The following is a 24,567-nucleotide window of genomic DNA, read 5'->3' on the forward strand; positions in this document are numbered from 1 at the left end:
ATTCAGGGGCGCTCAAACCCGCATCAATACGCCGCGTGGATCAATCACCTCGCGCAGCAGGCGTAACTCCTCAGGCAACGGTTGCTCCGTGACGGGGATCTTTTCGGGAATGGTCGGCGCGAAGCCCATGCGTGAGCGCACGTCATCGAGCGTTACGCCCGGATGCAGCGAACGCAGCCGCATGGCACCGTCGGTGCCGAAGTCGAAGATGGCCTTGTCGGTGACCACGAGCGCCGGGCCGGGCCCTGGCAGGCCAAATTCCCGACGCGGAGTGCCCCGCACCCGGTGGCCGACACTGGTCACGAAATCGACCTGCTCCACGAACGTACGCTTGTCGAGGTCCACCACGATGATGGGACGGCGCACAAAGGCCAGATGCTCGGGCTGGGCGAGGCAGCCGACCAGCCGTACATCCGGCTTTGCATAATCGCCGATCGCGGTGATGTTGAGATTGCCATGGCGATCGACCTGCGCCGCGGACTCGAACGAGACGTCGAAGCGGCCGCGGCCAAGCATGTCGCATTTGAAGCCCGTGTCGGCCGGGCAGGCCGCGGCATGCCAGCGCGTCAGGCTGTCCTGGCGGAGATTGTCGGGCATGCTGGAGAGGTCTGGATCCAACAGGTTGCCCCAGTAGACCGTGGCGCCGGGCGCATGGCGCAGTTGCGCGAGGCGACACGCGGTGAGCGGGATGCCGACGGCGAGCGTGAAGGCGCGTCCGTTGGTGCCGACGCCGACAAAGATCAGGTCGTCATCCCTGATTTCGCGCGCAATGATACAGGCTGCGAGTTCGTTGACGGTGAAGCCGGTGGCGGTAAGCGTGTTCATGCGTCAGCCCTGCTGAACGGAAAGGGACGGGAGGCGGGCGGAAGCGCCGCTGGCGTGAAGGTACTCGTCGTGAGTCCGCGGCGTGCGGACGAAGCGGTCGAGATAGCTCGCCATGCCTTCGGGGGTCTTGGCGTGCTCGAGGTAAAGCCGCAGATGCTCTTCGTCTTCGTCGTAGATGGAGTCGCAGGCGGCCGGATGCGCGCCTTGCGGGACCTCGACGATGGCCTCGACCCACTGTCCCGGAATATAGGTGAGGGTCGGCTGCGCCTTGACCTCCTCGTGCGGAATGATCTTCTCGACGGTGACGATCAGCCGTTTGGCGGCGCTCGCCATGAGCTGGTCGATGTCGTCGCTGTCGCGCACGACGGGCCACTGCACGTTGCCGTAGCAGTCGCCGGCGTAACCGTGAATGATGGTGAAATCGGCGTCGGCTGCGGCGACTGCATGAAGCTTGTCCCCGCTGAAGGGGCAGGTCATCGGCCGGATTTGCTCCGGATTGCGCGCTGCCATGTCGGAGCCGAGCAGCGAGCGAACGGGCATGAAGGCGAGCCCCGCTGCGGCCGCGCGGAAGCGTGCCACGATCGCGCATTCGGAGAAGTCGAGCGCCGTGATGGCGCCGCTTTGGACGCCGCGCCTGAAATTGGGTGCGAGGCCGTGGCTGAACATCCCCGCATAGATGCCCTCCCAGCGCCGGATCGCGCCCGCCGCCGCCAGCATGTCGGTCGCGGTGGTGGTCGCCCACGTGATCAAGGTGAGGTCCTTGATCCCGCGGCGGATCAATTCGCGGACGGCCGCATTGGGCTGGCGCCGCAGCAGACTCCCGCCGATCGCCAGCGTCACGCCGGACGGGATCGGGGCCAGCGCGGCCTCGAGTGAAACGAGCTTGTTCTTCATGGCGGCTCCCGGCACCGTGAGGCGGACCCCACAAAATTTCACAACGTGATCGGCCGCCAGATTGCATTTTCAGCTTGCGCGTCCGATACAAAAACGTTTTTATATCGATCATACACCGCGCGACAAGTCTCAAAACTGTGGAGACGCGGGTGAGATGGAGGAAATACTTGGCGCCGGTCCCGGCTTTTCTTGATGTTCGCGGTATTTCGAAGTCGTTTCCCGGCGTGGTGGCGCTTGATCAGGTGTCATTGCTGGTCGAGCGCGGTGAAATACATGCGCTTATTGGAGAAAACGGCGCCGGCAAATCGACCCTGATGAAGGTCCTGGACGGAATCTACACGCCGGATGACGGCGAAATCTTGCTGGATGGCCGTCCGGTGCGGATTCCGGATCCCTTCGCGGCGCTCGAGCTCGGGATCAGCATGGTGCATCAGGAGCCAAAGCTTTGCAGTCCTTTGTCCATTTCGGAAAACGTTTTTATGGGACGCCTGCCGCTGGCGGCCTGGGGACGGGTGGATTGGGCCGAAGCCGATCGCAGGACCGCCGAATTACTGGAGCGTGTCGGCCTCGATCTCGATCCGCGTACCCCGGTCGAGGCATTGTCGATCGCGCAGCGGCAACTCATCCAACTCGCCAAGGCGCTCGCATTCAAGGCGCGTCTGATCATTCTCGATGAGCCGACCGCGAGTCTCACGCCTGTGGAGGTCGATCGCCTCTTCACCATCGTGCGGGGGCTGCAGGCCGATGGCGTCAGCTTTCTTTATATCTCGCATCATCTGGACGAGATTTTCCGGATCGCCTCGCGCGTCACCGTCCTGAAGGACGGCCGCAGGGTGACGACCCTGGACGTGGCATCGACCAGCAAGGATGCGCTGATCGGCCTCATGGTCGGGCGTGATCTTGGCGAGCGCTTCCCCGCCAAGGGGAGGGTGCCCGGCAAGCCGGTGCTGGAGGCGCGGGAGATTTCAGGTCACGGCTTCACGGACGCGAGCCTGACGTTGTGCGCCGGCGAGATTCTCGGCCTCTCCGGCCTGGTCGGCGCAGGCCGAACGGAGCTGGCGCGCGCCCTGTTCGGTGCAGCCCCGATCTCGGCGGGGCGCATCCTGATCGACGGAGAACCGGTCGTCCTGCGCAGCCCGGCGGACGCGATCAGAAAGGGCGTGTCCTACATCGCCGAGGATCGCCGCGACGGCCTCTTCATGCCGCTTTCGGTTCGCGAGAACATCGCCTTCGCGGCTCCGGAGAAGCACAGCCGCTTCGGCGTGCTCAACAGCCGCAAGCAGGCCGAGCAGGCGCGGGCGTTTATCGGCCGCCTCAACGTGCGCACTCCTCATGCCGAGCAGCCGATCGCCGTGCTGAGCGGCGGCAACCAGCAGAAATGCATCCTTGCGCGATGGCTCCTCAAGGGCGTGCGCGTGCTCATCCTCGACGAGCCCACCCGCGGTATCGATGTGGGCGCCAAGCGCGAGATCTACGCGCTCGTCGATCAACTCGCCCGCGAGGGAATCGCGGTCCTGCTCATCTCCTCCGAACTGCCCGAGATCCTGGGCATGGCCGATCGCGTGCTCGTCATGAGCGACGGGCGGATCACCGGCGAAGTCGAGGGCGACCGTGCGACGGAAGAAAGCCTGCTCGGTCTCGCCCTCCCCGCTCACTCCATCAAGCAAGAGCTTCACGCATGACCGACACCGCCATCACGGAAGGCGCGGCCTCTCCCAAATCCGCCAACTCCGGTTACAACCGGGCCCTGGGCTTGCTGGTGCGTTACAGCAACGTGCTCGCACTCGTGCTGCTGCTCGTCGTGGCGAGCCTGCTGTCGCCGTACTTCCTGTCCTCGCGCAATATCCTGAATGTGTTGCGCGGGGCGACGATGATCGGCCTCGTCAGCATCGGGATGACCTACGTCATCTTGAACCGGGGAATCGACCTCTCGGCCGGCTCCATCGTCGGCATTTCGGCCGCCTTGACAGCCGGCTTCGCGCACTACGGCGTGGGCGCCGCGGTGCTGGTCGGGGTCGCGGCGGGGGTCGCGGTCGGCATCGTCAACGGGCTGCTGATCACGCGCCTGCGCCTGCAGCCTTTCATCGCGACGTTGAGCACGATGATTTTCGTGCGTGGCCTCGTCTACATCTATACGGAAGGCAGCAACGTCATCGTGCGCGATGCGTCGGCGGCCTTCACTTTTCTCGGGTCCGGCTTCATCGGGCCTGTTCCGGCGCCGGTGGTGCTGTTCGCGTTCGTATGGCTGATCGCGGCTGTGACGCTCCGCTACACCGTGTTCGGCCGCGCCGTCTACGCCGTCGGTGCCAATGAGGAGGCGGCTCGCCTCTCGGGCATCGCAGTCGAGCGCAACAAGGTGCTCGTCTACACCGTGAGCGGGCTGCTGGCAGGTCTTGCGGGCGTCGTCCTGGCGAGCCGCCTCACTGTCGGCGAGCCCAATGCCGGCACGCTCTATGAGCTTGATGCCATCGCAGCCACGCTGATCGGCGGCACCACCTTCGATGGCGGCGTCGGCGGTGTCGGCGGCACGGTGCTCGGCGTGCTGATCATGGCGTTCCTATCGAACGTCCTCAACCTGCTCAACGTGTCACCTTATTCTCAGATGCTGCTCAAGGGCGTGATCATCGTTCTGGCGGTCGTCATGAGCGAATGGAGAAAGCGGCGCTGAAGCCCGCAATTGGAGGAAAAATCATGACCCACGACGGAACGCGGCGGACGAACCGCCGCGACATCCTCAAGCTCGGCGCCGGCGCTGCGGCGCTCGCGTCCGGCGCCATCTGGGGACAAGACTCGTTTGCGCAGGCCGTGCAGGGAAAGACCGTCGGCTTCACGATGTCCTTCTCCAACACCGAGTGGATCAAGCAGCAACAGGCAGGCATCGAGGAGACCGCCAAGAAGTACGGTCTCAAGACCGTCGTCTATGATGCCAACGACCAGCCGGCCAAGCAGGTCCGCGACATCGAGGATCTGCTCGTCCGCAACGTCGACATCATCATCATCTCGACTTACTACGCCGAGGCGATCACGCCCACGGTCAAGCAGATCAACGAAGCCAAGATTCCGATCGTGGTACTCAGCTCGCCGCTGGCCGGCGGCGTTGATTTCGCGTGTCACCTCGCGACCGACACCATGGCGACCTCGCGTTCGGCCGGCGAGTACTACGTCAAGAAGCTCGGCGGCAAAGGTCTGATTGCGCAGATCGAGGGCAAGCCTGGATCGGTAATCAACCAGCAGCGCGGGAAAGGCTGGCGTGAAGTCATCGAGAAGCATCCGGACATCAAGATCATTGGCCACATCGTCGCCAACTACGACCGCACCCAGGCCATCAAGGGCATGGAGGATCTGCTCCAGGCCAACAAGCAGATCGACGCGGTCTACTGCCATAATGACGACATGGCTCTCGGGGCGGTGCGCGCCGCCAAGGAGGCGGGGCGCAAGGACCAGATGTGGTTCACCGGCTATGACGGTCTCACGGTCGAGGCACTGGAAGGTATCTACAAGGGCGATGTCGACGGCGTGTGGGAGTATCTTCCGTTCGGCTCGGAGGGGATCGAGGCCGCCGTGCAGATCCTGCGCGGCAAGCCGATCAAGAAGACGATCGCCTTCGATTCCCCGCTGATCACCAAGTCGAATGTGACCGAGTGGTATGACCCGGAGAGCCGCAAGCGGAAGGTCCTGCCTTCACGCCTGACCTTCTGATGCTCCGATCCCGGACTCCGGCCGGGGTCCGTTGTTTCCTTGCATTCGGCCGAAGCCGCAGCAGGCCGCCGTTCGCGCAGCAATCGAAGAGCGCTTCCAGGACGTGACCATGACCCAATCGACCGCCGCCGCACCGAACCCCTGGCGCGATCTGACCGACCCTCGCCGGGCCGTGACCGTGGATGACCTCGAAGCCGGCCTGAAGGAGCCGGTGTTCGAGAACCTGCGGATCCCGGAGGAGCTGGGGCCGGTGACTATCACCATCGACGATCACAAGATCAAGCGCTTCGCTTTCACCCAGGACGACTATGGTGCCTGGTATCTGCGGGGCGAGAGCCCGTTCGACGGTGCGCGCATCGGTCATCCGGCGCTGCTGGGCAATGATCTCGTCCAGCTCTTCACCACGCGTTATCGTGCCAGCAAGACGGTGGGTTTCCACACCGAGGAGCAGATCTGGTTCGATAGTCCGGTGAAGCTGGGCGAACGCGTGACGCTCTCCGGCCAGTATGTCGAGGCCTATGAGCGGCGCGGCCAAGGCTATGTGGTGATGGAAGCCCAGGCGACCGCCGAGGACGGGCGCAGCATCGTCAGGCACCGCGGCGTCGAGATCCTGCGGACGGTGCCGGGTCTCATCGCCGGCCGCGGCAGCAGCAAGACGACCGAACGCAGCGTGACGGGAGAGGTTGCGGACTGTGCGCGGCGGATCGAGAAGGCCGGTAGCGATGTGGCTGTGGGCGACGTGTTGACGCCGCTCACCAAGGTCTTCACGGCCGAGCAGACCGCCGTCTTCTCGCGCATCGGCGAATACGTGCGCAATACGCACAACGATCTGCACATTGCCAAGAAAGGCAAGCTGCCGACCCTGATCGTGCAGGGCCAGCAGGAATACGGCGCCGCAGCGGAGCTGATGGCGCGGGTGTTCGGCGCAGCCTGGTTTACCAAAGGCTGGCTGAAGATGAAATTCATCAACACGCTGCAGGTGTTCGATCCGGTGTCGTTCTCGGGCGTGGTGACGGCTGTGGGCACGCTGGCCGATGGCGTGCGTGTAGTCGAGCTCGAGGTCTGGGCGCGCCGCGCATCGGATGCCAAGCTCACCGCGGTCGGCTGGGCGTCGTGCAGGTTGCCGGCCTGACGTTTTATCGGTTCGAGCAGCGCTGCCTCAGAGCTTCGGTTCTGATTGAATCAGAACCGAAGCTCTAGATTTTTGTGTTGACGCGTTTTCTTCACGCGAACCGGTGTCCACTTCGCTCGAATACGCTTTAGGTGGCCACGCCGCGGATGCGGTAGCCGAGCTGAATGGAGAGCGCGTCGGCGTGCTGGACCACAAGCGGGGCAATGTTCTTGACGCGGCTATCGGGCAGGCGCTTGGACGTGCCTGTGACGCTGATGGCGGCGATCACTTTTCCGCTGGCATTGCGGATCGGGGCGCCAATGCAACGCGTATGCGGTTCAAACTCGCCATTGTTGAGAGCATAGCCGCGCTCGCGGATGATCCGCAGCTCCTCGCGAAGCTTGTCGGGATCAGTGATCGTGTTGCGCGTGTAGGCCACCAGGCCCATGTCGATGATACGCTGGACGACCGGGGCAGGTTGGAAGGCCAGCGCGGCCTTGCCGACGCTCGTGCAATAACAAGGTGATGACTCGACGAGCGTGGTGGAGTTGTTGCGGACCAGTGGTCCACCCGGAGTATGCGACACGAACACCATGCTGATGCCGTCGAATACACCCAGATGCACACCTTCTTGCGAAGCCTGGGTCAGCGATTCGACGATCGGCCGCTGCTGCTTCTGCAGATCCATGCTCGACAGCACGGTGTTGCCGAGCTGAAGCAGGCTCAGGCCCAACCGGTACTCGTCCCTGGTATGATCCTGATCGAGGAAGCCGATCTCGCGTAGCGAGACGCACCATCTGTGCGCGGTGCTGCGCGGCATGCCGGTTCGTTCGGCGATCTCGGAAACGCTGAGGCTGCGCTCCAGGACGGAGAAGCACTGAAGCACCTTCTGCATCTTCTGCGCGGAGGTTTCGGCGCCGCTGTCTTTGTCCGCCTCGCTGTTCACGGCGTCCATGTTTTCCCGTCCTGAATATGATCTCTGGACGTCCCAATATATGGGATACTCGTTCTACGAGCAAACGGATGAAATTCGTATTTTATCCCGACTATCGGGATATCGTTTCGCCGAAAACGCAATTAATCACGTTATTTCAATTCGTTGACGATTTTTGAACGACGAAAATGCGCACCGTTATCGGTGCCATTTATCAGGATCAATTAGAGCTGCGGAGTCATCGTAAACTCCGAAATCAAGAACATGCACCAGCGGCTCAAGACCACGACGGTCTATGTCACGCACGATCAGATCGAGGCGATGACCATGGCCGACAAGATCGTCGTGCTGCGCGGCGGCACGGTCGAGCAGGTCGGGCGACCGCTGGATCTCTACGACAAGCCGGCCAACAAGTTCGTGGCCGGGTTCATCGGCTCGCCGGCGATGAACTTCATTCCGGCGATCGCGGGCGGCGGGCGCATCGTCGCCGATGGCGGCGTAGATCTCGGTTCGGCGCTGGGCATGCAGGACGGACGGAAGGTGATCTTCGGAATCCGGCCGGAGCACATCCACGTCGGCAAAGCGGGCGTGGACGGGACCATATTGCTGATAGAGCCGACCGGTGCCGAGACCGTGCTGCAGCTTCGTGTCGGCACGACGCCAGTCACGGCCGTTGTCCGGGAGCGCATCACGGCTGCTGTAGGGGACGTCATCAAGCTGGCGTTCGACCCCGTCATTCATCTGTTCGATCCCGGGACCGAAGCGCGTATCGGCAGCTGACCTTGTGCCATTCCAGGAGGGCTTCTCATGAAGAAAATCATCAACTCACCCTCGGACTATGTTGACGAGATGCTTGCCGGCCTCGTGGCGGCCAATCCCTCGCTTGCTCTGGGCGGAGAGGCAAAGCGCGTGGTGCGCCGGGCGGAAGGCGCGCGTCAGGGGAAGGTCGGCATCGCCTCGGGCGGAGGCTCGGGGCATCTGCCGCTCTTCACCGGTTATGTCGGCAAGGGGCTGCTCGACACCTGCTCCATCGGCAACGTCTTCGAGGGACCGAATGTGGCCTCCTGCACCGAGGCCATCAAGCTTGCTGATGGTGGCGCCGGCGTGCTGCTGCTCTATGGCAATTACGGCGGCGACCGCATGAATTTCGACATGGCCGCCGAGATGCTTGAGCTTGATGGCGTCGAAACGCGCACCGTGCTTGGCTGCGACGACATCGCCAGCGCCTCGCCTCAGGAGGCGCGCAAGCGGCGTGGTGTCGCCGGCATCGTCTACGCCTACAAGATCGCCGGCGCACGCGCAGAGGAGGGGGCCAGCCTGTCTGATGTCGCCGGGATCGCGCAGAAAGCTGTCGATGCGACCCGTACCATCGGCATGGCGACCGCGCCCTGCCGCGTGCCCGGCGCGGACAGATCGACCTTCACCGTCGGTAAGGATGAGATGGAGATGGGCATCGGCATTCACGGCGAGCCCGGCATCTGGCGCGACAAGCTGAGATCCGCTGACGAGATCGCGACCGAAATGATCGAGCGCCTTCTGGCGGAGCAGCCGCGGGGCAGTGGCAATCGGGTCTCCATCCTCGTCAACAGCCTGGGTGCAACGCCGTTGGAAGAGCTGTTCATCCTCTACAGGAAAGCGGCCCAACTCCTGGCGGCACGCGGGCTACACATCGTGATGCCGCTTGTTGGCCCCTACGTGACCTCGATGGAGATGGCCGGCGCCTCGATCAGCCTTTGCTTCCTCGACGACGAACTGGAACGCCTTCTCGCTGCTCCCGCATACTGCCCATTCTGGACGGTCGGCTGATGCTGTCGGCAAAGTCCCTCATTTCGGCAGCGTCGCGCGCCCATGCCGCCATGCCGCAGCTCGAACAAGAACTCAATGCTGCCGACGCGAAGTTGGGCGATGGCGACACGGGCGGTATGCTTGCCAGGGTGATTGAGCGGCTAGCGTCAGTGGATGCGAAGGACGGCGACGATCTCGGCCGTGTCTGCGGCGCCCTTGCACAGGCGGCCGCGGCGGCCACCGGCTCCAGCCTTGGCACGCTATTTGCGACCGGACTGCTCGCGTTCGCTCGCGCCACGAAAGACCGCACCGAGCTTGCCGCCTCGGAGCTGGGTCCGATCCTTGCTGATGTGCGTGACGCGATGCTGAAGCGCGGCCAATCGGCGCTCGGCGACAAGACGGTCATCGACGCGATCGATGCCGTTGCCAAGGCGGTTACGGGCAAGTCGGACTGGACCGAGGTGGTCAGCGCCGCGCGGCAGAGTGCCGCCGCTGTGTTGGCCAATTTCAACGACAAACCCTGCAGGATCGGCCGTGCGCGGATGTTCGGCGACAAGAGCCGCGGCCTCGACGATCCCGGAATGCTGGCATTTGTCAGGCTGGTGACCGCCGTTACGGAAGGCAATCATGCTTCATAAGGCCTTGCGCGCGGGCTCGGCCGAAGTTGGTGTCGAGAGCGGTCCCGTCCGGGGCCCGGCGCACAAGCTCGCCGGCTCCTACTGGCGTCAGCGACACCGACGCACTAAATACTCCCGGCCATGCAAGACGATGCGCTCGAGGACTTCATCAACCGCCACTCACGTCTGTTCGTCCTGACGGGAGCAGGCTGCAGCACAAATTCCGGCATTCCGGATTATCGCGATAGCGACGGCAAGTGGAAGCGGACGCCGCCGGTCACCTACCAAGCCTTCATTCGTGAGCACGCGACCCAGCAGCGCTATTGGGCGCGGAGTCTGATCGGGTGGCGGAGGTTTGGCCGTGCATTGCCCAACGATGCCCACCATGCGCTGGCCAAGCTGGAAGCGAAGGGACGAAGCAAAATCCTCCTGACGCAAAATGTGGATGGGCTGCATCAGGCCGCGGGCAGCAGGCAGGTCATCGACCTGCACGGACGACTTGATATGGTTCGGTGCCTGGGATGCGCGTCGACGATGCCGAGGTCGACTTTTCAGGACGAACTGGCTCGCCTGAACGGCGCGTGGCTCGGTTTGGACGCCGCGGACGCTCCGGACGGGGACGCTGACGTCGAGAACGAGGATTTCTCACGCTTTGTCGTACCGGCTTGCCGATCGTGCGGGGGCGTTCTCAAGCCGGATGTCGTCTTCTTCGGCGAAAATGTTTCGCGCGAGATCGTTGCCACAGCTAAGAGCCATTTGAACGAAGCCGACGGCATGTTGATCGTCGGTTCCTCGCTCATGGTCTATTCCGGCTTTCGGTTCGCGCAGATGGCCGCTCAAAATGGTCTGCCGATCGCGGCCGTCAATCTCGGTCGGACCCGTGCCGATCACCTGCTCACGCTGAAGATAGAAGATCGCTGCGAGGCGGCGCTTGCCTTCTTGCTATGAGAAACTCGGCGAGTGTCAGGAACAACAAAGCTACAGTGACCTTCCGAGGTTGGCCTCCCGGAAAGGCAAACCGCTACTCGATTGCGGCCTTGATGAGGTTCAGCAGTTCCTGGTACGGCTCACGGCTCGGCGGGTCCGACGGCGCTTGCCGCATCAGATCGTAGATCTTCGGAACGAGTTGGACGGCTTGATCGAGTTCGCCGTCGCGACCCGGCTGATAGCCGCCCATCAAGCGCAGATCGCGCGTGTCCTCGAAGCGCGCGATCATGGCGCGCAACTTTCGCAGCAGATTGCGCTCGTCCGCGGTCCAGACCTGTTGGGCCAGGCGCGATACCGATGAGAGTACATTGACGGCGGGATAGCGCCCCTGGTCTGCGACCTCCCGGTCAAGCACGATGTGCCCATCGAGAGTGCCGCGCACCGTATCCGCTATCGGCTCATTGTGATCATCGCCATCGACGAGCACGGAGTAAATGCCGGTGATTGAGCCCTGTCCGTCGATGCCGGGTCCGGACCGTTCGAGCAGGCGCGGCAGCTCGCTGAAGACGCTTGGGGCGTAGCCGCGCGCAACCGCCGGCTCGCCGGTGGCCAGTGCTATTTCGCGGGCCGCGTGAGCGAAGCGTGTGACCGAATCGACGATCAGCAGCACCGATTCGCCACGATCCCGAAAATATTCGGCGATCGTGGTGGCGGTCTTTGCCGCCAGGCGGCGCATCATCGGACTCTCGTCGCTCGTGGACACCACCGTGATCGCGCGCGATTGATGGTGAACCAGTGCCTCCTCGAGGAATTCGCGTACCTCGCGGCCGCGTTCGCCGACCAAGGCCGTGACGACGGTGTCGAAACCCTGGCTTTGCGCGATCATGGACAGCAACGTCGTCTTGCCGACGCCTGACCCGGCAAAAATACCAATACGTTGCCCGACGCAGAGCGGCGTAAACAGGTCCAGCACCCGCACTCCCGTCCGCAACGGTGCGCGCACCCGGGCGCGGCTGATGGCGGGCGGCGGGCTTGCATCCGTTGACATCACCCGGTCCCCGACGTGCAACGTGCCAGCGTCGTCGAGCGGCTCGGCAAGGGCGTTCAGCACCCGGCCCTTCCAACTTGGATGCGGCGAGATCGTCTTTGGTGGATGACGATAGGCAACGAGGCCCAGGCCCGCCCCGATGTGGGAATCGAATGGCTTGGCAGTGACGCCGTTGCCGTCGATACGAACGACCTCGCCGAGTTGTACCTGGCCATCGATTTCGAGCCCGATCAACTCGCCCAGTCTTACGAATCGCGAGAGGCCCGAGACGCGGTAATGCGTTGGCGCGACCTCTGAAACGGTGCCGCCCACCCGGACCGTCGGCACGTCCTTGCGAAGCGACGAAAGCGTCGATTCCAGCCGCTCCAGCGCATTCATTCGGTCACCAGGCTCCTGTGTTGCTGGCTGCTATGCCTTGGGCGGTTCGCCAAGCGAGCGAATCGCATTCTGCATCGTGCCCTCGGAGCCCTCGACAAGCGAGGTGACGCTCTGGAACGCGCGCGAGGCGGTGATCAACTGTGTCAGCTCCGATAGCGGATCGACGTTGGACTCCTCGACATAGCCCTGCTGGAAGCCGGTGTACATGAAATCGACGACGGGCGTCGCGGCACGGTCCGGAATGACCCCCGAATTGCCGTAGCGCTCCAGCTTTGCGCCGGCAGGAATGTCGAACAGGCCGAGCACTCCGACCTGGTTTATGCCTTGCGTAATGGTCCCGTCTCGCGAGATCGTCAGCGGTCCGCCCTCGGGATCGACGATGATCGGCGTGCCGCCCGCATCGAGCACGGGGAACCCTGAAACGGTCTGCAATTCGCCAGTGCGGTTGATCTGCATCCGGCCGTCCCGCGTGTAAGCCGTGCCGGTGGGACCGGTAAACCCCATCCATGTGTTGCCGATGATGGCGACGTCGAGCGTATTCTCGGTCCGCGTCACGCTTCCGGGCCTTCGGGAGATGAAGTTTTCTCCGGGGGTCGAGAAGGCGACGGGCTGGGATGCGGCGCGCGACATTGCCGTTTCGAACTTCACCGCGTCGGCGCGGAAAGCGGTCGTCTTCATGTTCGCCAGATTGTTGGCGATGGTCTCAAGCCTCTTTTCGACGGCGACCTGAGCGGAAAGGCTGACATAGAGCGCTGATTGCATACCGGCTATCGTCCGATCTTCAGGTTGCTGCGCGCCGTCCGCTCGGAGATCGAGCCGGATTGCCGGAGATCTCCGATAACTTGCGATCGTGGGACACCATCGCGAAAGCAGCTCCTGCGCGCACACAGGGATTAAGACTGGCTGAAAAATCGACCGGCAAGCTTGTGTGAGGCTGTTCGCGCCGGTCCAGTGACAGCTTCGTGCAAGGATCGCTGCCTAAACGAATGTGTCCCAATTCGGAGCGGTGGGCTTGAGCATTCTTTTTGGCGTCATCGTCACGATCGCGAGCCTGCTGGGCGGCTTCGTGGCGATGGGTGGGCATGTCAGCGTGATCTGGCAGCCGTGGGAGTTCGTCATCATCGCCGGCATGGCGATCGGCACCTATATTGTCGCGAACCCCTGGAAAGTCGTCATCGACACGGGGGTCGGGATCGTGCAGGCGCTTACCGTGGCGGTGCCGAAGCAGCGCCACTATCTCGACCTGCTCGGACTTCTGCACGCGCTCATGCGCGAGGTGCGCAACAAGGGGCGCAATGAAGTCGAGGCGCATATTGACGACCCGTCATCGTCGGAGATCTTCCAGAACTTCCCGACCGTACTTGCCAACGATTCTCTCGTGCATTTCATCTGCGACTATTTTCGCCTGATCGTCATGGGAAGCGCGCGACCGCATGAGATCGAGGCGTTGATGGACGAAGAGATCGAAACGATCGTTCGTAGCAAGCTCAAGCCGTACCATTCTCTGATGATGGTTGCGGAGGGCCTGCCGGCGCTTGGGATCGTGGCGGCGGTCCTGGGTGTCATCAAGGCGATGGGGGCGCTTGATCAGTCGCCCAAGCTTCTCGGTGGCCTGATCGGTTCGGCGCTGGTTGGAACATTTGCCGGAATTTTTCTCTCGTACGGTCTTGTTGCGCCTTTGGCCCACAAGGTCAAAATGGTGCGTGAGCAGCAATGCCGGATGTACATCATCGTCAAGCAGACGCTGCTTGCCTTCATGAACGGCGCGCTGCCGCAGATCGCAATCGAGCATGGCCGCAAGATGATCGGACCTGGCGATCGTCCCTCGATCGACGTGGTGGAAAACGAGACCATTGCGGGCCCGGCCAAGGGCGGCGGCGGTGAGCAGGTGGCGAAAGTGGCGGGAGCGAAGGCCTGATGTCGGAAAGCAAGCCGCTGCGGCACGAGCCGGCTCCGGATCAACTGCTCGGAGCTGCCGGAATCTCGGTCGATCGCATGCCGATGCTGCATGTGATCTTCGATCAGATGACCAACCTCTGCGCCGAGAGTCTCCGGTCGATGTCGCCGTCGCAGTCGTATTTTTCGCTGACCGGTGTCGGTAGCGACCGTCTTTCCGAGATTCTCGACGGCCGCGAATCAGAGGCGATCGTGGCGGTGTTCTACGCGCAGGCGTGGGACGGCCGAATCCTCATCGGCTTCGATCGCGACTTCGTATACACGATGGTAGAGCTGTTGTTCGGCTCCGACGGGGCGGAACCACCGCTGGACATGCCGCGCGTCTTCTCGAACGTGGAGCTGCATGTTGCAGAAGCGCTGTTCGAACGCTTCGGCAAGGCATTGCAATCGTCGTTCTCGCGCGCTTCGGAGGTCCAGTTCAATCTGGAACGCGTCGAGACGCGGATGGATTATCTGGCTATCGGCCGGCTCAACAACATGGCCGTATATGCCAAGATTCTGGTCCAGGGATTGGACCGCGGTGGCGAGATGTTCATCGTCATTCCGCACGCCGTTCTCAATCCTATCCGCCAGGCGCTTTCGCAGATCGTGTCCGGAGAGTCCGTATCCACGGACCCGAACTGGAGCAAGCAGCTCCACAACGAGATCCAGCGCACCGAGGTGGTGCTGAAAGCGGTGCTCGAGGAGCGCTCGCTCACTCTCGGCGAAGTCGCGGGATTTCAGGTAGGTCAGGTGATCGAGCTGAATGCCACGCCGAGCACTCTCGTGAGGCTCGAGTGCAACAATCAGCGGCTGTTCTGGTGCCAAATGGGGCAGCTCAACGGGGTCTATTCGCTGCAAGTTAAGGAATCGGCGGATCAAAAGCGGGAGTTCATCGATGGCATCCTATCTCGTTGACCTTATTCTCCTGGCGGCGCTGCTTGTCACCACCATCCGTGTGACGAGGATGCACCGGGAGCTCGTTCACCTGCGCGCCAGCCAGGGCGATTTCGCTTTCATTCTCGGCAAGACCACCGAAACCATGGATGACATGGTGCTCATGGTGCGGGAGTTCAGTGCCGACGGAAAGCAGCTCGTCAATGTCCTCGGAAGCAAGATCGAAGAGGCGCGCAAGGCAATCACCGATATCGAAACTCGCGCCGATGTGTCCCGCAGGTAGTTATAATTGGCGTGATCGCCGGAATATGAAATTGCCGAGAAAGCAAGTGAAATGAAGCAGCCATTCGAAACCGAATCAGCCGCCTCCCCGACAGCGAATCCGTCGGAGACGGCCAAGCTGGGAGGAGCCGCGTTCGGAAAACTCGCGGATCTTGCTGCGCGCGCGGCGGAGGAAACCAGCCGGCTTACAAACCTTGAGCCGATCCTGCGCATTCCGGTCACTGTCCAGGTTCTGCTTGGCTCGGCGACGATGCCGGTCGCCGATCTGATGAAGCTGGGGCGAGGCGCCGTCATTCCGCTGGATCATCGCGTCGGCGAGCCGGTGGAGGTGGTTGTCAACGGCCGAATCGTGGCGCGCGGCGCGGTTGTCGTCGTGGAGGACGAGAACTCGCGATTCGGCGTGTCGCTCACCGAAATCGTCGGAGGATCCCCAGGCGATGTAGAGGCGTAAGGGATCTGCCCGAATGGCGTTCAATGCACCTGCAAAGCGTAGCTCCGAAGCCAGGCCGCTGAGCGGTACGGAGAAGGTTGCCGCGCTCCTTCTGGCCATGGGCCGGGAGCTCTCCGGCGGCGTTCTAAAGGAATTCGATCCGGATGAGATCAGGATCGTCACGCGCGCAGCGGCGGAATTGAAGCCTATTTCAGGTCCCGAGCTCGAGGCGATCATCGAGGAGTTCGCCCAGCACTTCACGACCGGGCCAAACATCTTCGGAACGGTTGGCGAGCTGGAGAAACTGCTGACCGGCGTTCTTCCTCCCGAGCAGGTCACGGACATCATATCGGAGGTGCTCGGCAACAAGACCAAGTCGGTGTGGGAACGGGTCTCTTCCGTGTCCGAAAGCCTGCTGGCCAACTATCTGCTCAAGGAGCATCCGCAGACGGCCGCCTTGATCCTTTCCAGGGTGAAGCCCGCGTGCGCCGCGCGCGTGATGAGCCTGCTGCCGGCGGATTTGCGGCACAATCTGATGCGCCGCATGCTGAGCCTGAAACCCGTTGTCGAGGAGGCGATGGGGGTCATCGAGAAGACCATGCACGAAGACTTCATGATCAACTTCGGGCGCAACCTCGCATCCGACACCTATCCTCGCATGGCCGACATCATCAACAAGATGGAGCGGACGCAGATGGAGGAATCGCTGAAGAATCTCTCCGAATCGCGACCGAAGTCGGCGGAGATACTGAAGGGGATGCTGTTCACGTTTGACGATATCGTCAATCTCACCGCCAAGGCGCGCATGCTGATCTTCGACCAGGTCCCGACCGATCGCACGGTGATAGCGCTGAAGGGAACCGATACGAGCTTTCGCGAGCTCATTCTGTCGTCGCTGGCGTCGCGGACGCGCCGGATGGTCGAGGGCGAGCTTGCCAGCAGTGTCCCTTCGAACCAGCGCGAAATCCTGGAGGCGCGCCGCGCGATCACGGACCTTGCGCTCGACATGGCCGGGCGAGGAGAGATCGAGCTCAATCCGGATCAGGAAGATGGGCCGGTATTCACGTAAAGACTGACGGTTATGGCCGAGGGACCCGACAAGGAGAGCAAGACCGAAGAGCCGACGGAAAAGAAGATAAGAGACTCCGTCGAGAAGGGCAGAATTCCGGTCTCGCGTGAGGCGTCGATCTTCTCGTCCATGATCGCGTTCCTCATCATCCTGAGCTTCCTTACGGTCGACAGTGTCCGGAAACTGGCATCGACGCTGAGCCGGTTGATCGATGATCCCTCCGGGATTCGCATCCGTAACGGTGCGGATGCGTTGGAATTCATGGTGGTTATTGGAAGCAGTTCGGCCGCCCTGCTGCTTCCAATCGTGGTTGTCCTTGCAATAGCCGGACTGGCGGCTTCGTTCCTGCAGAACGCTCCGCGTCTGGTGTTTGAAAGGATAAAGCCCGAGGCCTCACGCATTTCGATTTCTCAGGGATGGGGACGATTATTCGGCAGTCAGGGGCGCATCGAGTTCCTGAAGGCTGCTTTTAAGTTTTTTGCGATAGGCCTCGTGGTAGCCATCGTATTGCGGGCCGAGGAGGCTGTGGCCGTGAATTCTTTGTTTAGCGACCCGACCGGCGTTCCGGAACTTATCTTGACGACTGCGATGCGGCTCGTATCGGCAATCAGCATTGCCACGATCGTGCTGGTGGCGCTCGATCTCGTCTGGGCACGATTCCACTGGCGGCGCGACCTGCGCATGACGCGGCAGGAACTCAAAGACGAATTCAAGCAGGCGGAAGGCGATCCGCTGGTCAAGTCGCGGCTGCGGTCATTGGCCCGCGATCGGGCACGAAAGTCGATGCTGGCTGCGGTTCCCCGCGCGACGTTGGTCGTGGCCAATCCCACTCACTATGCGATCGCCCTGAAATATCGACATGGCGAAGATGCAGCTCCCACCGTGCTTGCGAAGGGGCAGGATCTCATCGCTCTCAAGATCAGGGAAATCGCCGAGCAGAACAACGTGCCGGTCGTGGAGGACAAGATGCTTGCGAGATCCATGTACGGTGCCGCTCAGGTCGACCGGGTGATTCCGCAAGAGTTCTTTCGTCCGGTCGCCGAGATCATCTATTTCCTGCATTCACGCAAGCAGAAGGCGGGTGTGTGAGAAACGCTTCGCATCAATGGCGGAGATTTCACCAGCCTCGGACAAGTTTGGGTTCGTATACGATCGTCATAGGACCACTGTGACGAGGACGTTGTGGGACCCGTTTATCTCTTCGATCTTGCCTCATCTCACGCGCGCTGGCTGTCACTTCGACAGTCCACGATTTCGTCGAACGTAGCCAATGCAAATACGCCGGGCTACCGAGCGCAGGATATCGAGCCGTTCGACAAGATACTCGATACCAAAGTCGTGCCGCTCGCAGTCACATCTCCGAAACATATGACCACCGGCCCGCTTGTGCGTCCGCAGGGCACGCGCAAGGAGAATAGCTGGGAAGTCGTTCACTCCGGAAACTCGGTGAGTCTCGAGCAGGAAATGCTCAAGGCGGGCGATATCAACAAGGACTATTCGTTGAACGTCGCAATCGTCAAATCGTTTCACCGCATGTTCATGACCGGTGCGAAGAGCTAACGCGAGGCTTGATGATCGATCCGCTGCAGGCATCAGTTCAAATCGCCAGTTCGGGACTTGAGGCGCAGTCGACCAGGATGCGCGTCGTATCCGAGAACATGGCAAACGCCAACTCCACCGGCCGTACGCCCGGCGCCGAGCCCTACCGACGCAAGACCACGACGTTCTCGGCGGAGGTCGATCGCGCGGCGGGCGTACGGGTCGTGAAGATCAAGGACATCGGCGTCGACCGTGCTCCGTTTCGGGTCGATTACGAGCCAACTCATCCGGCGGCCGGCCAGGACGGCTATGTCAAGCTGCCGAACGTGAACATGCTGATCGAAATGGCGGACATGCGGGAAACCAACCGCTCGTATGAGGCCAATCTGCAGGTGATCAAGCAGGCGAGGTCGATGGTTGCCATGACGATCGATCTGTTGAAGGGGGCATAGTCCATGATGTTGGAAGCGGTTTCGGTTCTAAAAGACATCGCCGGCGTCGTTCGCTCAAGTAGTGTTGCGACGTCCGCACCAGTGGCGCCGCAGGCGGCTCAATCCTCGGTCGGTTTCGGCGGGGTCCTTGAGCAGGTTGCCGCCGACGCCATCGGCACCCTTAAGAACGGGGAGGCTGCGTCGGTGTCGTATATTCAGGGCAAGGTGTCGGCCCAGAACGTGGTGGAGGCCGTGATGTCCGCCGAGCAGACGCTGCAGATGGCGGTCGCCGTGCGCGACAAGGTCGTGCAGGCGTACCAAGAAGTCAGCCGAATGGCGATCTGAGGATAGCAAATGAGAGCGCTTGCCATCGCGGCGACCGGAATGAGCGCGCAGCAGCTCAATGTCGAGGTCATCGCCAACAACATCGCGAACATCAACACGACATCGTACAAGCGTTCGCGAGCCGAATTCACCGACCTGTTCTACCAGGTCGATCGCATGCAGGGCGTTCCGAACCGCAGCGGCGAAGCTGCGGTCCCCGAGGGGGCCAAGCTGGGGCTGGGCGTTCGCTCGGTGGCCGTGCGAAAGCTGCACTTGCAGGGTGCGTTGGCGCAAACCGGCAATACCTACGATCTCGCCGTCAACGGCAGAGGATGGTTCCAGGTCGTGGGACCGAATGGCGAAACGCTCTACACCCGCGCCGGGGCCTTCAATACCAACGCGGATAGACAGTTGGTGACGGCGGATGGCTATACCGTCGATCCCGCGATCATCATCCCGCAAGGGACGGTCGATGTCACGGTCAATGAATCGGGTCAGGTGTACGCGAAGCTGGACAACGAGGTTAATCCGCGCCTGCTCGGCCAGCTAAATCTCGCGAATTTCGCCAACGAGGCGGGCCTCGATCCGCTTGGCGGCAATCTCTACAAGGAGACGTTGGCGTCCGGCGTTCCGGTCGTTGGCGTTCCCGGCGATATCGGCTTCGGCAAGATCCACCAACACTACCTGGAAAGTTCGAACGTCGATCCGGTGAAAGAGATCACTGAACTGATCTCGGCGCAGCGGTCTTACGAAATGAACTCGAAGGTGATCCAGGCGGCGGACGAGATGGCGTCGACGGTCTCCAAGGGCCTTCGATAGGATTGCAAGCGGAGAAGCGTCTTGAAGCTCGTCAAGTTCGCGCTGGTTTCCATGATCGCGGCGCTCATGCTCGTTGCGAGCGGCGCAGGTGGCGGCGCGATCGCGGAAGAATCCGTGCGCTTGCTCGTGCCGGCAACGGTGATCTATCCGGGCGATGTGATCAAGGACGAGTTGATCATCGATCGCGCCTTCGGGCCGAATATGCCCGGTGCAGCGGCCTTTGCCGCCGACCGGGCATCGCTTGTTGGCCGCGTCGCGCGAAGGACGCTGGTGGCGGGCCAGCCGATCCCGATCAACGCCCTCGAAGAGCAGAAACTCGTGGCGCGGGGCAATGTCGTCAAGGTGATCGTCGAAGATGGATCTCTTTCCATCGTCACCTACGCCTCATCGCTGCAGTCCGGCAGTCCGGGCACCATGATCCAGCTTCGGAACCTCGATACGGGCGTGATCATCAGGGGTATCATCCAGTCGGACGGATCGGTGCGGATTCAAAACGGATGATATTGCGACTTTTATCATTCATCGTCCTGCTCCTTTCCTGCACCGTCGCCGATGCGGCGGTGCGGATCAAGGATATCGCCAACCTGAAGGGTGTGCGGGAAAACCAGCTTATCGGCTACGGTCTGGTGATCGGTCTTAAAGGGACCGGTGATACGTTGCGCAATGCCCCTTTCACCGAGCAGTCGCTCCAGTCGATGCTCGACAATATGGGGATCAACATCCGCGGAACGTTGCTGCGGACGCGAAACGTCGCCGCTGTCGTGGTGACGGCCGATCTGCCACCATACGCTACTGGTGGTTCGCGCATGGATGTCGCGCTCTCCTCGCTCGGCGATGCCTCTTCGCTATTGGGCGGCACTCTCCTCATGACCCAACTCCGCGGCGCCGACGGTGAGGTCTATGCCGTGGCCCAGGGAGCCATTGCGGTTGGCGGATATTCGGTCGAAGGTGCTGCGCAGACCGTCAGCCAGGGCGTTCCGACGTCGGGCCGCATTCCAAACGGCGCGCTGATCGAACGCGAGGTGCAGGGGAAATTCTACCAGATGGAATCGCTCATTCTCGAGCTGAAAAATCCGGATTTTGTCACCGCGACGCGAATCATCGACGCCATCAACCACTATGGTCAGGGGCGATATCACGCCAGCATGGCCTTCGAGCGTGACTACCGGTCGATCATATTGTCGCGGCCACGCTCGGTCGCGCCGGTTCGTTTCATCGCCGAGATCGGCGAATTGCTGGTCGAGCCTGACACGCCGGCGCGTGTCGTCATCGACGAACGGACCGGCACCGTTGTGATCGGCCGCAACGTCCAGGTCTCGACCGTCGCCGTCACCCACGGCAATCTCTCGGTTCGGATCACCGAGATGCCGGTCGTTTCCCAGCCTGGGCCATTCGCGCGCCGCGGCGAAACGGTCGTGGTGCCGCAAACGTTCATCGAAGCCGGCGAGAATGGCGCGCAAGTGGCGATCTTGCGCGGAACGGACTTGGAGCGTCTCGTGCGCGGCTTGAACCAGATCGGATTGAAGCCGCAGGGCATCATCGCGATCCTGCAGGCGATCAAGGCGGCGGGCGCACTGCAAGCCGATCTTGTCATCCAGTAGAGACAGCGTCGCACAAGCTTGAACGTGCAACGCTTCGAACAGATGCTGTACGGAGAGCGGATGGTGAGGCTCGCGACGTTGCTGGGAAGAAGCATGCTGCTTGCGGGGTGTCTTGCGCTCTCCGCGCAGGCGTCGGCATGGGCGCAGCCTGAGCAGAAATTGTCGAAGCCGCTGAACCTGGCCAACTTCGCCAAGACATCGCGCGCGGTGCCGTCCCGCCCTGTTGCCAAGCCGGAGGCGCCGTCCGGCAATTCCCAGCCCGAACTGCCGCTGACGACCGCAACCGTTGCGAAAAATGCAGCGCCTCCATCGGCACCTGGAGAGCCGGCGACAGGCGATCAGCGCGGATCTGACGCCACCGAATTTTGCAAGAACATCACGGATTCGGCGCTGGATGCGCGCGTGGCGTGGCAGCAAAAGCAGCTGGAAGCCTCCGAGGCCAAGCTTCGGGAGCGGATCGCCGAGCTGGAGGCGAAGCGCGCCGAGTACGAGAAATGGCTGAAGCTGCGCGAGGACTTCCTGAAAAAGGCGGAAGACAGCGTCGTCGAGATCTACTCCGGCATGGACCCGGATGCCGCCGCGCGGCAGATCGCCAGCATGGCGGATGAAACCGCGGCGGCCGTGCTCGCCAAGCTTCGGGTGCGGACCGCAAGCGCGATCCTGAACGAGATGGAGACCGGGCGCGCGGCCCACCTCGCCGACACCCTGGCGGGCATGCGACGCCCCGACGACGGGAAGACGAACAAATGAAGGTTCTTCGCTTGCTTTCTCTGTTTCCGGTTCTCGCTCTGGGCGGGTGCATGAACAGTCTCGCCGAAATCAGCCAGGCGCCCTATTTGTCGCCGATCGGCCAGGGCCTGCACGCCGAAGCGCGTGCGGTTCCCGTCGAGCCGCGCAGCCGATACACCGCCGGCTATCATTCGCTCTGGGACGAGCGCAGGGATCTTTACCGCGATCCGCGCGCGGCACGCATCGGTGATCTCCTCACCGTCACCATCTCCATGAACGACAAGGCGACTTTCGACAACAAGACCGACCGGTCGCGGGATTCGAAGACGAAGTTCAGTGCCGACTACCTCGTCGACATTTTCGGCTGGTCGCCCAAGGGACAGGCCAATGGCAACGTCGACTCGCAAACGTCGACCAAGGGAGCGGGCAAGATCGACCGCACCGATGAGGTCAAGTTCTCGGTCGGAGCTGTCGTGGTCGACGTGTTGCCGAACGGCAACCTGCTGATCAGCGGATCGCAGGAAATGCGCGTCAATTACGAACTGCGCATTCTGAACGTTGCCGGCATCGTCCGCCCGCGGGACATCGGCCGCAACAACACCATTGCCTACGACAAGATCGGAGAAGCACGAATGTCCTACGGCGGCCGTGGCCGTCTGATGGAGGTGCAGCAGCCGGCGTGGGGCCAGCAGATCTACGACCAGGTCGGGCCGTTCTAGCCGATGGTGCGGCCAGAAGTGGCGAAGCTCGTCAGGCGGCGGAGCGGGGCATGGGAAACGTGATGCAATGGTTGGCCGCGTTGTTGCTGATTACGGTGCTGTCGGCTGGGGCGGGCGGTCTTGCCAGTTTGTATCTCCTGTCCGCCGGGCAGCGGATGGCGGATAGCCAGAAGGAGCCCGCGGAGCGGCCGGTCGCCACCGCATTCAGTCCGACGGCGCGCCTGCGGAAGATCTCGCCGGTAGTGACCAACCTGGCGGCACCGACCGGCACGTGGGTCCGCATGGAGGGATCAGTCATCACCGATCAGATGAACGAGGAGGAGGCGAGCCTTCTCGCGGCCCGGCTGGGCGAAGACATCGTGTCCTACCTGCGAACGGTGTCGGCGGCGCAAATCGAGGGCGCGCGCGGGCTGCAGTATCTTCGCGAGGATCTCAACGAGCGGGCGGCGGTCCGTTCGGGCGGAAAGGTGCGCGAACTGATCATCGAAACACTGGTCATCCAATGAAGCGCTTCTGCCTCGTCCTGCTCCTGGCTCTTCTCCCCACCGCGGCGGCGGCGCAGATTCCCGATCTGTCCTCGCTGATCCCGCAAGGCGGTGGAAGCGCCAGCGGCCGGATCATCCAGCTCGTGGCGCTGCTCACGGTCCTGTCGCTGGCTCCCGGGCTTCTGATCATGGTGACGAGTTTCACCAGGTTCGTCGTCGCGCTTTCGTTTCTGCGGCAGGGACTCGGATTGCAGACGACGCCGGCAAATATCGTCATGATCAGCCTCGCGCTCTTCATGACTTTCTATGTCATGGCACCGACATTTGACCGCGCCTGGAAGGACGGCGTTCAGCCCTTGATGCAGAACGAAATTTCCGAGCAGGAAGCGTATACCCGTGTGACCGATCCGTTCCGCGATTTCATGCTGGCGCATGTCCGTGAGAAGGATTTGCAAAGCTTTGAAAGCCTGGCGGCCGAAGGCTTCAAGACGCGGCCCGACGGCCAACGGATCGATCTGCGCGTGATCATACCCGCGTTCATGATCTCCGAGCTGCGAAGGGCCTTCGAGATCGGCTTCCTGGTCATCATGCCGTTTCTCGTGATCGACATGGTTGTCGCCACGCTGACCATGTCCATGGGCATGATGATGATGCCGCCGACTGTGTTCGCGCTTCCCTTCAAGGTGCTGTTTTTCGTGCTGATCGATGGATGGAATCTTCTCGCCGTTGGCCTGGTACGATCGTTTCAGTAGAGCATGAACCGGCTTTCCCTGGCCACAAACGCAGCGTCTGCGTGGGAAGATCATGCTTAACAAAGGGATGAGATCGTGATCCGATTTCGTCCAATCGGATCATGATCTGGAGCGTTTTCGAGCGAAGCATCAAGTTTACGCAGATTGCGTAGACTTATCTGCGCAGAAAACGCGTCAAAATTAGAATAGAGCTTCGGTTCTGATGGAATCAGAACCGAAAATTCTCTGGCATGGGAGCCAGCACGGCATCCGGACCGCAAATCTTCGAGTTGCTGTTCAGCTCTAGGTAAGGTTCGGATGGTAGGACGAATGAACGGCAGGTTGGGTGTTCCTTCAA

Annotated in this window: 29 protein-coding genes; 24 read left to right on the forward strand and 5 right to left on the reverse strand. The window is 62.0% G+C overall.

Features of this window, described 5'->3' with window-relative positions; all coding sequences use genetic code 11:
* Positions 1-12: 12 nt before the first annotated feature.
* Both ACZXDY_RS00645 and ACZXDY_RS00650 read right to left on the reverse strand, forming a co-directional pair.
* The gene (locus ACZXDY_RS00645) at positions 13-825 is read right to left on the reverse strand and encodes a CoA-transferase subunit beta (RefSeq protein ID WP_456643771.1); all 813 of its coding nucleotides are present in this window, start codon (positions 823-825) and stop codon (positions 13-15) included.
* A gap of 3 nt (positions 826-828) precedes the next feature.
* Positions 829-1,719, reverse strand: a complete 891-nt coding sequence (locus ACZXDY_RS00650) for a CoA transferase subunit A (protein WP_464344068.1) — start codon at positions 1,717-1,719, stop codon at positions 829-831.
* Positions 1,720-1,886: 167 nt separating this feature from the next.
* Here ACZXDY_RS00650 and ACZXDY_RS00655 point away from each other — a divergent pair, with 167 nt between their 5' ends.
* The 4 genes from ACZXDY_RS00655 (at position 1,887) to ACZXDY_RS00670 (ending at position 6,550) form a co-directional block, all read left to right on the forward strand.
* A complete protein-coding gene (locus ACZXDY_RS00655) occupies positions 1,887-3,401 on the forward strand; it encodes a sugar ABC transporter ATP-binding protein (RefSeq protein WP_464344069.1) in 1,515 nt (504 codons plus the stop codon).
* Complete coding sequence (locus tag ACZXDY_RS00660) at positions 3,398-4,387, forward strand: ABC transporter permease (protein ID WP_130223198.1); 990 nt, start codon at positions 3,398-3,400, stop codon at positions 4,385-4,387. The genes ACZXDY_RS00655 and ACZXDY_RS00660 overlap by 4 nt, the downstream gene beginning before the upstream one ends.
* 23 nt (positions 4,388-4,410) lie before the next feature.
* Positions 4,411-5,418 carry a substrate-binding domain-containing protein gene (locus ACZXDY_RS00665; protein WP_464344070.1) on the forward strand — a complete coding sequence of 336 codons (1,008 nt, stop codon included), beginning with the start codon at positions 4,411-4,413 and terminating at the stop codon, positions 5,416-5,418.
* 109 nt (positions 5,419-5,527) lie between these two features.
* On the forward strand, positions 5,528-6,550 hold the full coding sequence (locus tag ACZXDY_RS00670) for a hypothetical protein (protein WP_464344071.1): 1,023 nt from the start codon (positions 5,528-5,530) through the stop codon (positions 6,548-6,550).
* Positions 6,551-6,677: 127 nt separating this feature from the next.
* Here ACZXDY_RS00670 and ACZXDY_RS00675 read toward each other — a convergent pair whose 3' ends face one another.
* On the reverse strand, positions 6,678-7,484 hold the full coding sequence (locus ACZXDY_RS00675; protein WP_464344072.1) for an IclR family transcriptional regulator: 807 nt from the start codon (positions 7,482-7,484) through the stop codon (positions 6,678-6,680).
* A 243-nt stretch (positions 7,485-7,727) separates the two neighbouring features.
* Here ACZXDY_RS00675 and ACZXDY_RS00680 point away from each other — a divergent pair, with 243 nt between their 5' ends.
* The 4 genes from ACZXDY_RS00680 (at position 7,728) to ACZXDY_RS00695 (ending at position 10,813) form a co-directional block, all read left to right on the forward strand.
* Entirely contained in the window at positions 7,728-8,243 is a 516-nt protein-coding gene (locus tag ACZXDY_RS00680) for an ABC transporter ATP-binding protein (protein ID WP_464344073.1), read from the forward strand.
* 27 nt (positions 8,244-8,270) lie between these two features.
* Positions 8,271-9,269 (forward strand): dihydroxyacetone kinase subunit DhaK, encoded by a 999-nt coding sequence (locus ACZXDY_RS00685; RefSeq protein WP_464344074.1) that lies wholly within the window; start codon positions 8,271-8,273, stop codon positions 9,267-9,269.
* Entirely contained in the window at positions 9,269-9,886 is a 618-nt protein-coding gene (locus tag ACZXDY_RS00690; protein WP_464344075.1) for a dihydroxyacetone kinase subunit L, read from the forward strand. Before ACZXDY_RS00685 ends, ACZXDY_RS00690 begins: the two co-directional genes overlap by 1 nt.
* Positions 9,887-10,006: 120 nt before the next feature.
* Positions 10,007-10,813, forward strand: coding sequence for an NAD-dependent protein deacetylase (locus ACZXDY_RS00695; RefSeq protein ID WP_464344076.1), 807 nt, complete (start codon positions 10,007-10,009; stop codon positions 10,811-10,813).
* A gap of 73 nt (positions 10,814-10,886) precedes the next feature.
* Here ACZXDY_RS00695 and fliI read toward each other — a convergent pair whose 3' ends face one another.
* Both fliI and flgF read right to left on the reverse strand, forming a co-directional pair.
* On the reverse strand, positions 10,887-12,218 hold the full coding sequence (gene fliI / locus ACZXDY_RS00700; RefSeq protein WP_028161559.1) for a flagellar protein export ATPase FliI: 1,332 nt from the start codon (positions 12,216-12,218) through the stop codon (positions 10,887-10,889).
* 30 nt (positions 12,219-12,248) lie between these two features.
* Entirely contained in the window at positions 12,249-12,980 is a 732-nt protein-coding gene (gene flgF, locus ACZXDY_RS00705; RefSeq protein ID WP_456643782.1) for a flagellar basal-body rod protein FlgF, read from the reverse strand.
* Positions 12,981-13,230: 250 nt separating this feature from the next.
* Between flgF and motA the strand changes: the two genes are divergently transcribed.
* The 16 genes from motA to fliP all read left to right on the forward strand — a co-directional run bounded on the left by motA (position 13,231) and on the right by fliP (position 24,230).
* Positions 13,231-14,136, forward strand: coding sequence for a flagellar motor stator protein MotA (gene motA / locus ACZXDY_RS00710; protein WP_035688843.1), 906 nt, complete (start codon positions 13,231-13,233; stop codon positions 14,134-14,136).
* Positions 14,136-15,071, forward strand: a complete 936-nt coding sequence (locus ACZXDY_RS00715; RefSeq protein ID WP_035688738.1) for a flagellar motor switch protein FliM — start codon at positions 14,136-14,138, stop codon at positions 15,069-15,071. Before motA ends, ACZXDY_RS00715 begins: the two co-directional genes overlap by 1 nt.
* Positions 15,052-15,333, forward strand: a complete 282-nt coding sequence (locus ACZXDY_RS00720) for a hypothetical protein (protein ID WP_028161562.1) — start codon at positions 15,052-15,054, stop codon at positions 15,331-15,333. Before ACZXDY_RS00715 ends, ACZXDY_RS00720 begins: the two co-directional genes overlap by 20 nt.
* A 51-nt stretch (positions 15,334-15,384) precedes the next feature.
* Positions 15,385-15,783: a flagellar motor switch protein FliN gene (gene fliN / locus ACZXDY_RS00725; RefSeq protein WP_028161563.1), complete on the forward strand. Its 399-nt coding sequence runs from the start codon at positions 15,385-15,387 to the stop codon at positions 15,781-15,783.
* A 13-nt stretch (positions 15,784-15,796) separates the two neighbouring features.
* Positions 15,797-16,831, forward strand: a complete 1,035-nt coding sequence (locus ACZXDY_RS00730) for a flagellar motor switch protein FliG (protein WP_028161564.1) — start codon at positions 15,797-15,799, stop codon at positions 16,829-16,831.
* Between the two features lie 12 nt (positions 16,832-16,843).
* Positions 16,844-17,920: a flagellar biosynthesis protein FlhB gene (gene flhB / locus ACZXDY_RS00735; RefSeq protein WP_464344077.1), complete on the forward strand. Its 1,077-nt coding sequence runs from the start codon at positions 16,844-16,846 to the stop codon at positions 17,918-17,920.
* Positions 17,921-18,013: 93 nt separating this feature from the next.
* The gene (gene flgB, locus ACZXDY_RS00740) at positions 18,014-18,391 is read left to right on the forward strand and encodes a flagellar basal body rod protein FlgB (RefSeq protein WP_464344078.1); all 378 of its coding nucleotides are present in this window, start codon (positions 18,014-18,016) and stop codon (positions 18,389-18,391) included.
* Positions 18,392-18,402: 11 nt separating this feature from the next.
* Entirely contained in the window at positions 18,403-18,822 is a 420-nt protein-coding gene (gene flgC / locus ACZXDY_RS00745; RefSeq protein ID WP_028161567.1) for a flagellar basal body rod protein FlgC, read from the forward strand.
* A gap of 6 nt (positions 18,823-18,828) precedes the next feature.
* A complete protein-coding gene (locus ACZXDY_RS00750; RefSeq protein ID WP_464344385.1) occupies positions 18,829-19,146 on the forward strand; it encodes a flagellar hook-basal body complex protein FliE in 318 nt (105 codons plus the stop codon).
* Positions 19,147-19,155: 9 nt separating this feature from the next.
* Complete coding sequence (gene flgG / locus ACZXDY_RS00755; protein ID WP_028161569.1) at positions 19,156-19,944, forward strand: flagellar basal-body rod protein FlgG; 789 nt, start codon at positions 19,156-19,158, stop codon at positions 19,942-19,944.
* A 21-nt stretch (positions 19,945-19,965) separates the two neighbouring features.
* Positions 19,966-20,445, forward strand: a complete 480-nt coding sequence (flgA, locus tag ACZXDY_RS00760; RefSeq protein ID WP_245287139.1) for a flagellar basal body P-ring formation chaperone FlgA — start codon at positions 19,966-19,968, stop codon at positions 20,443-20,445.
* Positions 20,442-21,545, forward strand: coding sequence for a flagellar basal body P-ring protein FlgI (gene flgI / locus ACZXDY_RS00765; RefSeq protein WP_464344079.1), 1,104 nt, complete (start codon positions 20,442-20,444; stop codon positions 21,543-21,545). Before flgA ends, flgI begins: the two co-directional genes overlap by 4 nt.
* Positions 21,546-21,605: 60 nt before the next feature.
* Positions 21,606-22,295 carry a MotE family protein gene (locus tag ACZXDY_RS00770; RefSeq protein ID WP_028161572.1) on the forward strand — a complete coding sequence of 230 codons (690 nt, stop codon included), beginning with the start codon at positions 21,606-21,608 and terminating at the stop codon, positions 22,293-22,295.
* Positions 22,292-22,993: a flagellar basal body L-ring protein FlgH gene (gene flgH, locus ACZXDY_RS00775; protein WP_028161573.1), complete on the forward strand. Its 702-nt coding sequence runs from the start codon at positions 22,292-22,294 to the stop codon at positions 22,991-22,993. The genes ACZXDY_RS00770 and flgH overlap by 4 nt, the downstream gene beginning before the upstream one ends.
* A gap of 50 nt (positions 22,994-23,043) precedes the next feature.
* Positions 23,044-23,499, forward strand: coding sequence for a flagellar basal body-associated FliL family protein (locus tag ACZXDY_RS00780; RefSeq protein ID WP_245287141.1), 456 nt, complete (start codon positions 23,044-23,046; stop codon positions 23,497-23,499).
* Positions 23,496-24,230 carry a flagellar type III secretion system pore protein FliP gene (fliP, locus tag ACZXDY_RS00785; protein ID WP_028161575.1) on the forward strand — a complete coding sequence of 245 codons (735 nt, stop codon included), beginning with the start codon at positions 23,496-23,498 and terminating at the stop codon, positions 24,228-24,230. The genes ACZXDY_RS00780 and fliP overlap by 4 nt, the downstream gene beginning before the upstream one ends.
* Positions 24,231-24,567: the final 337 nt, after the last annotated feature.

The organism is Bradyrhizobium sp. LeoB3, from assembly GCF_055456055.1.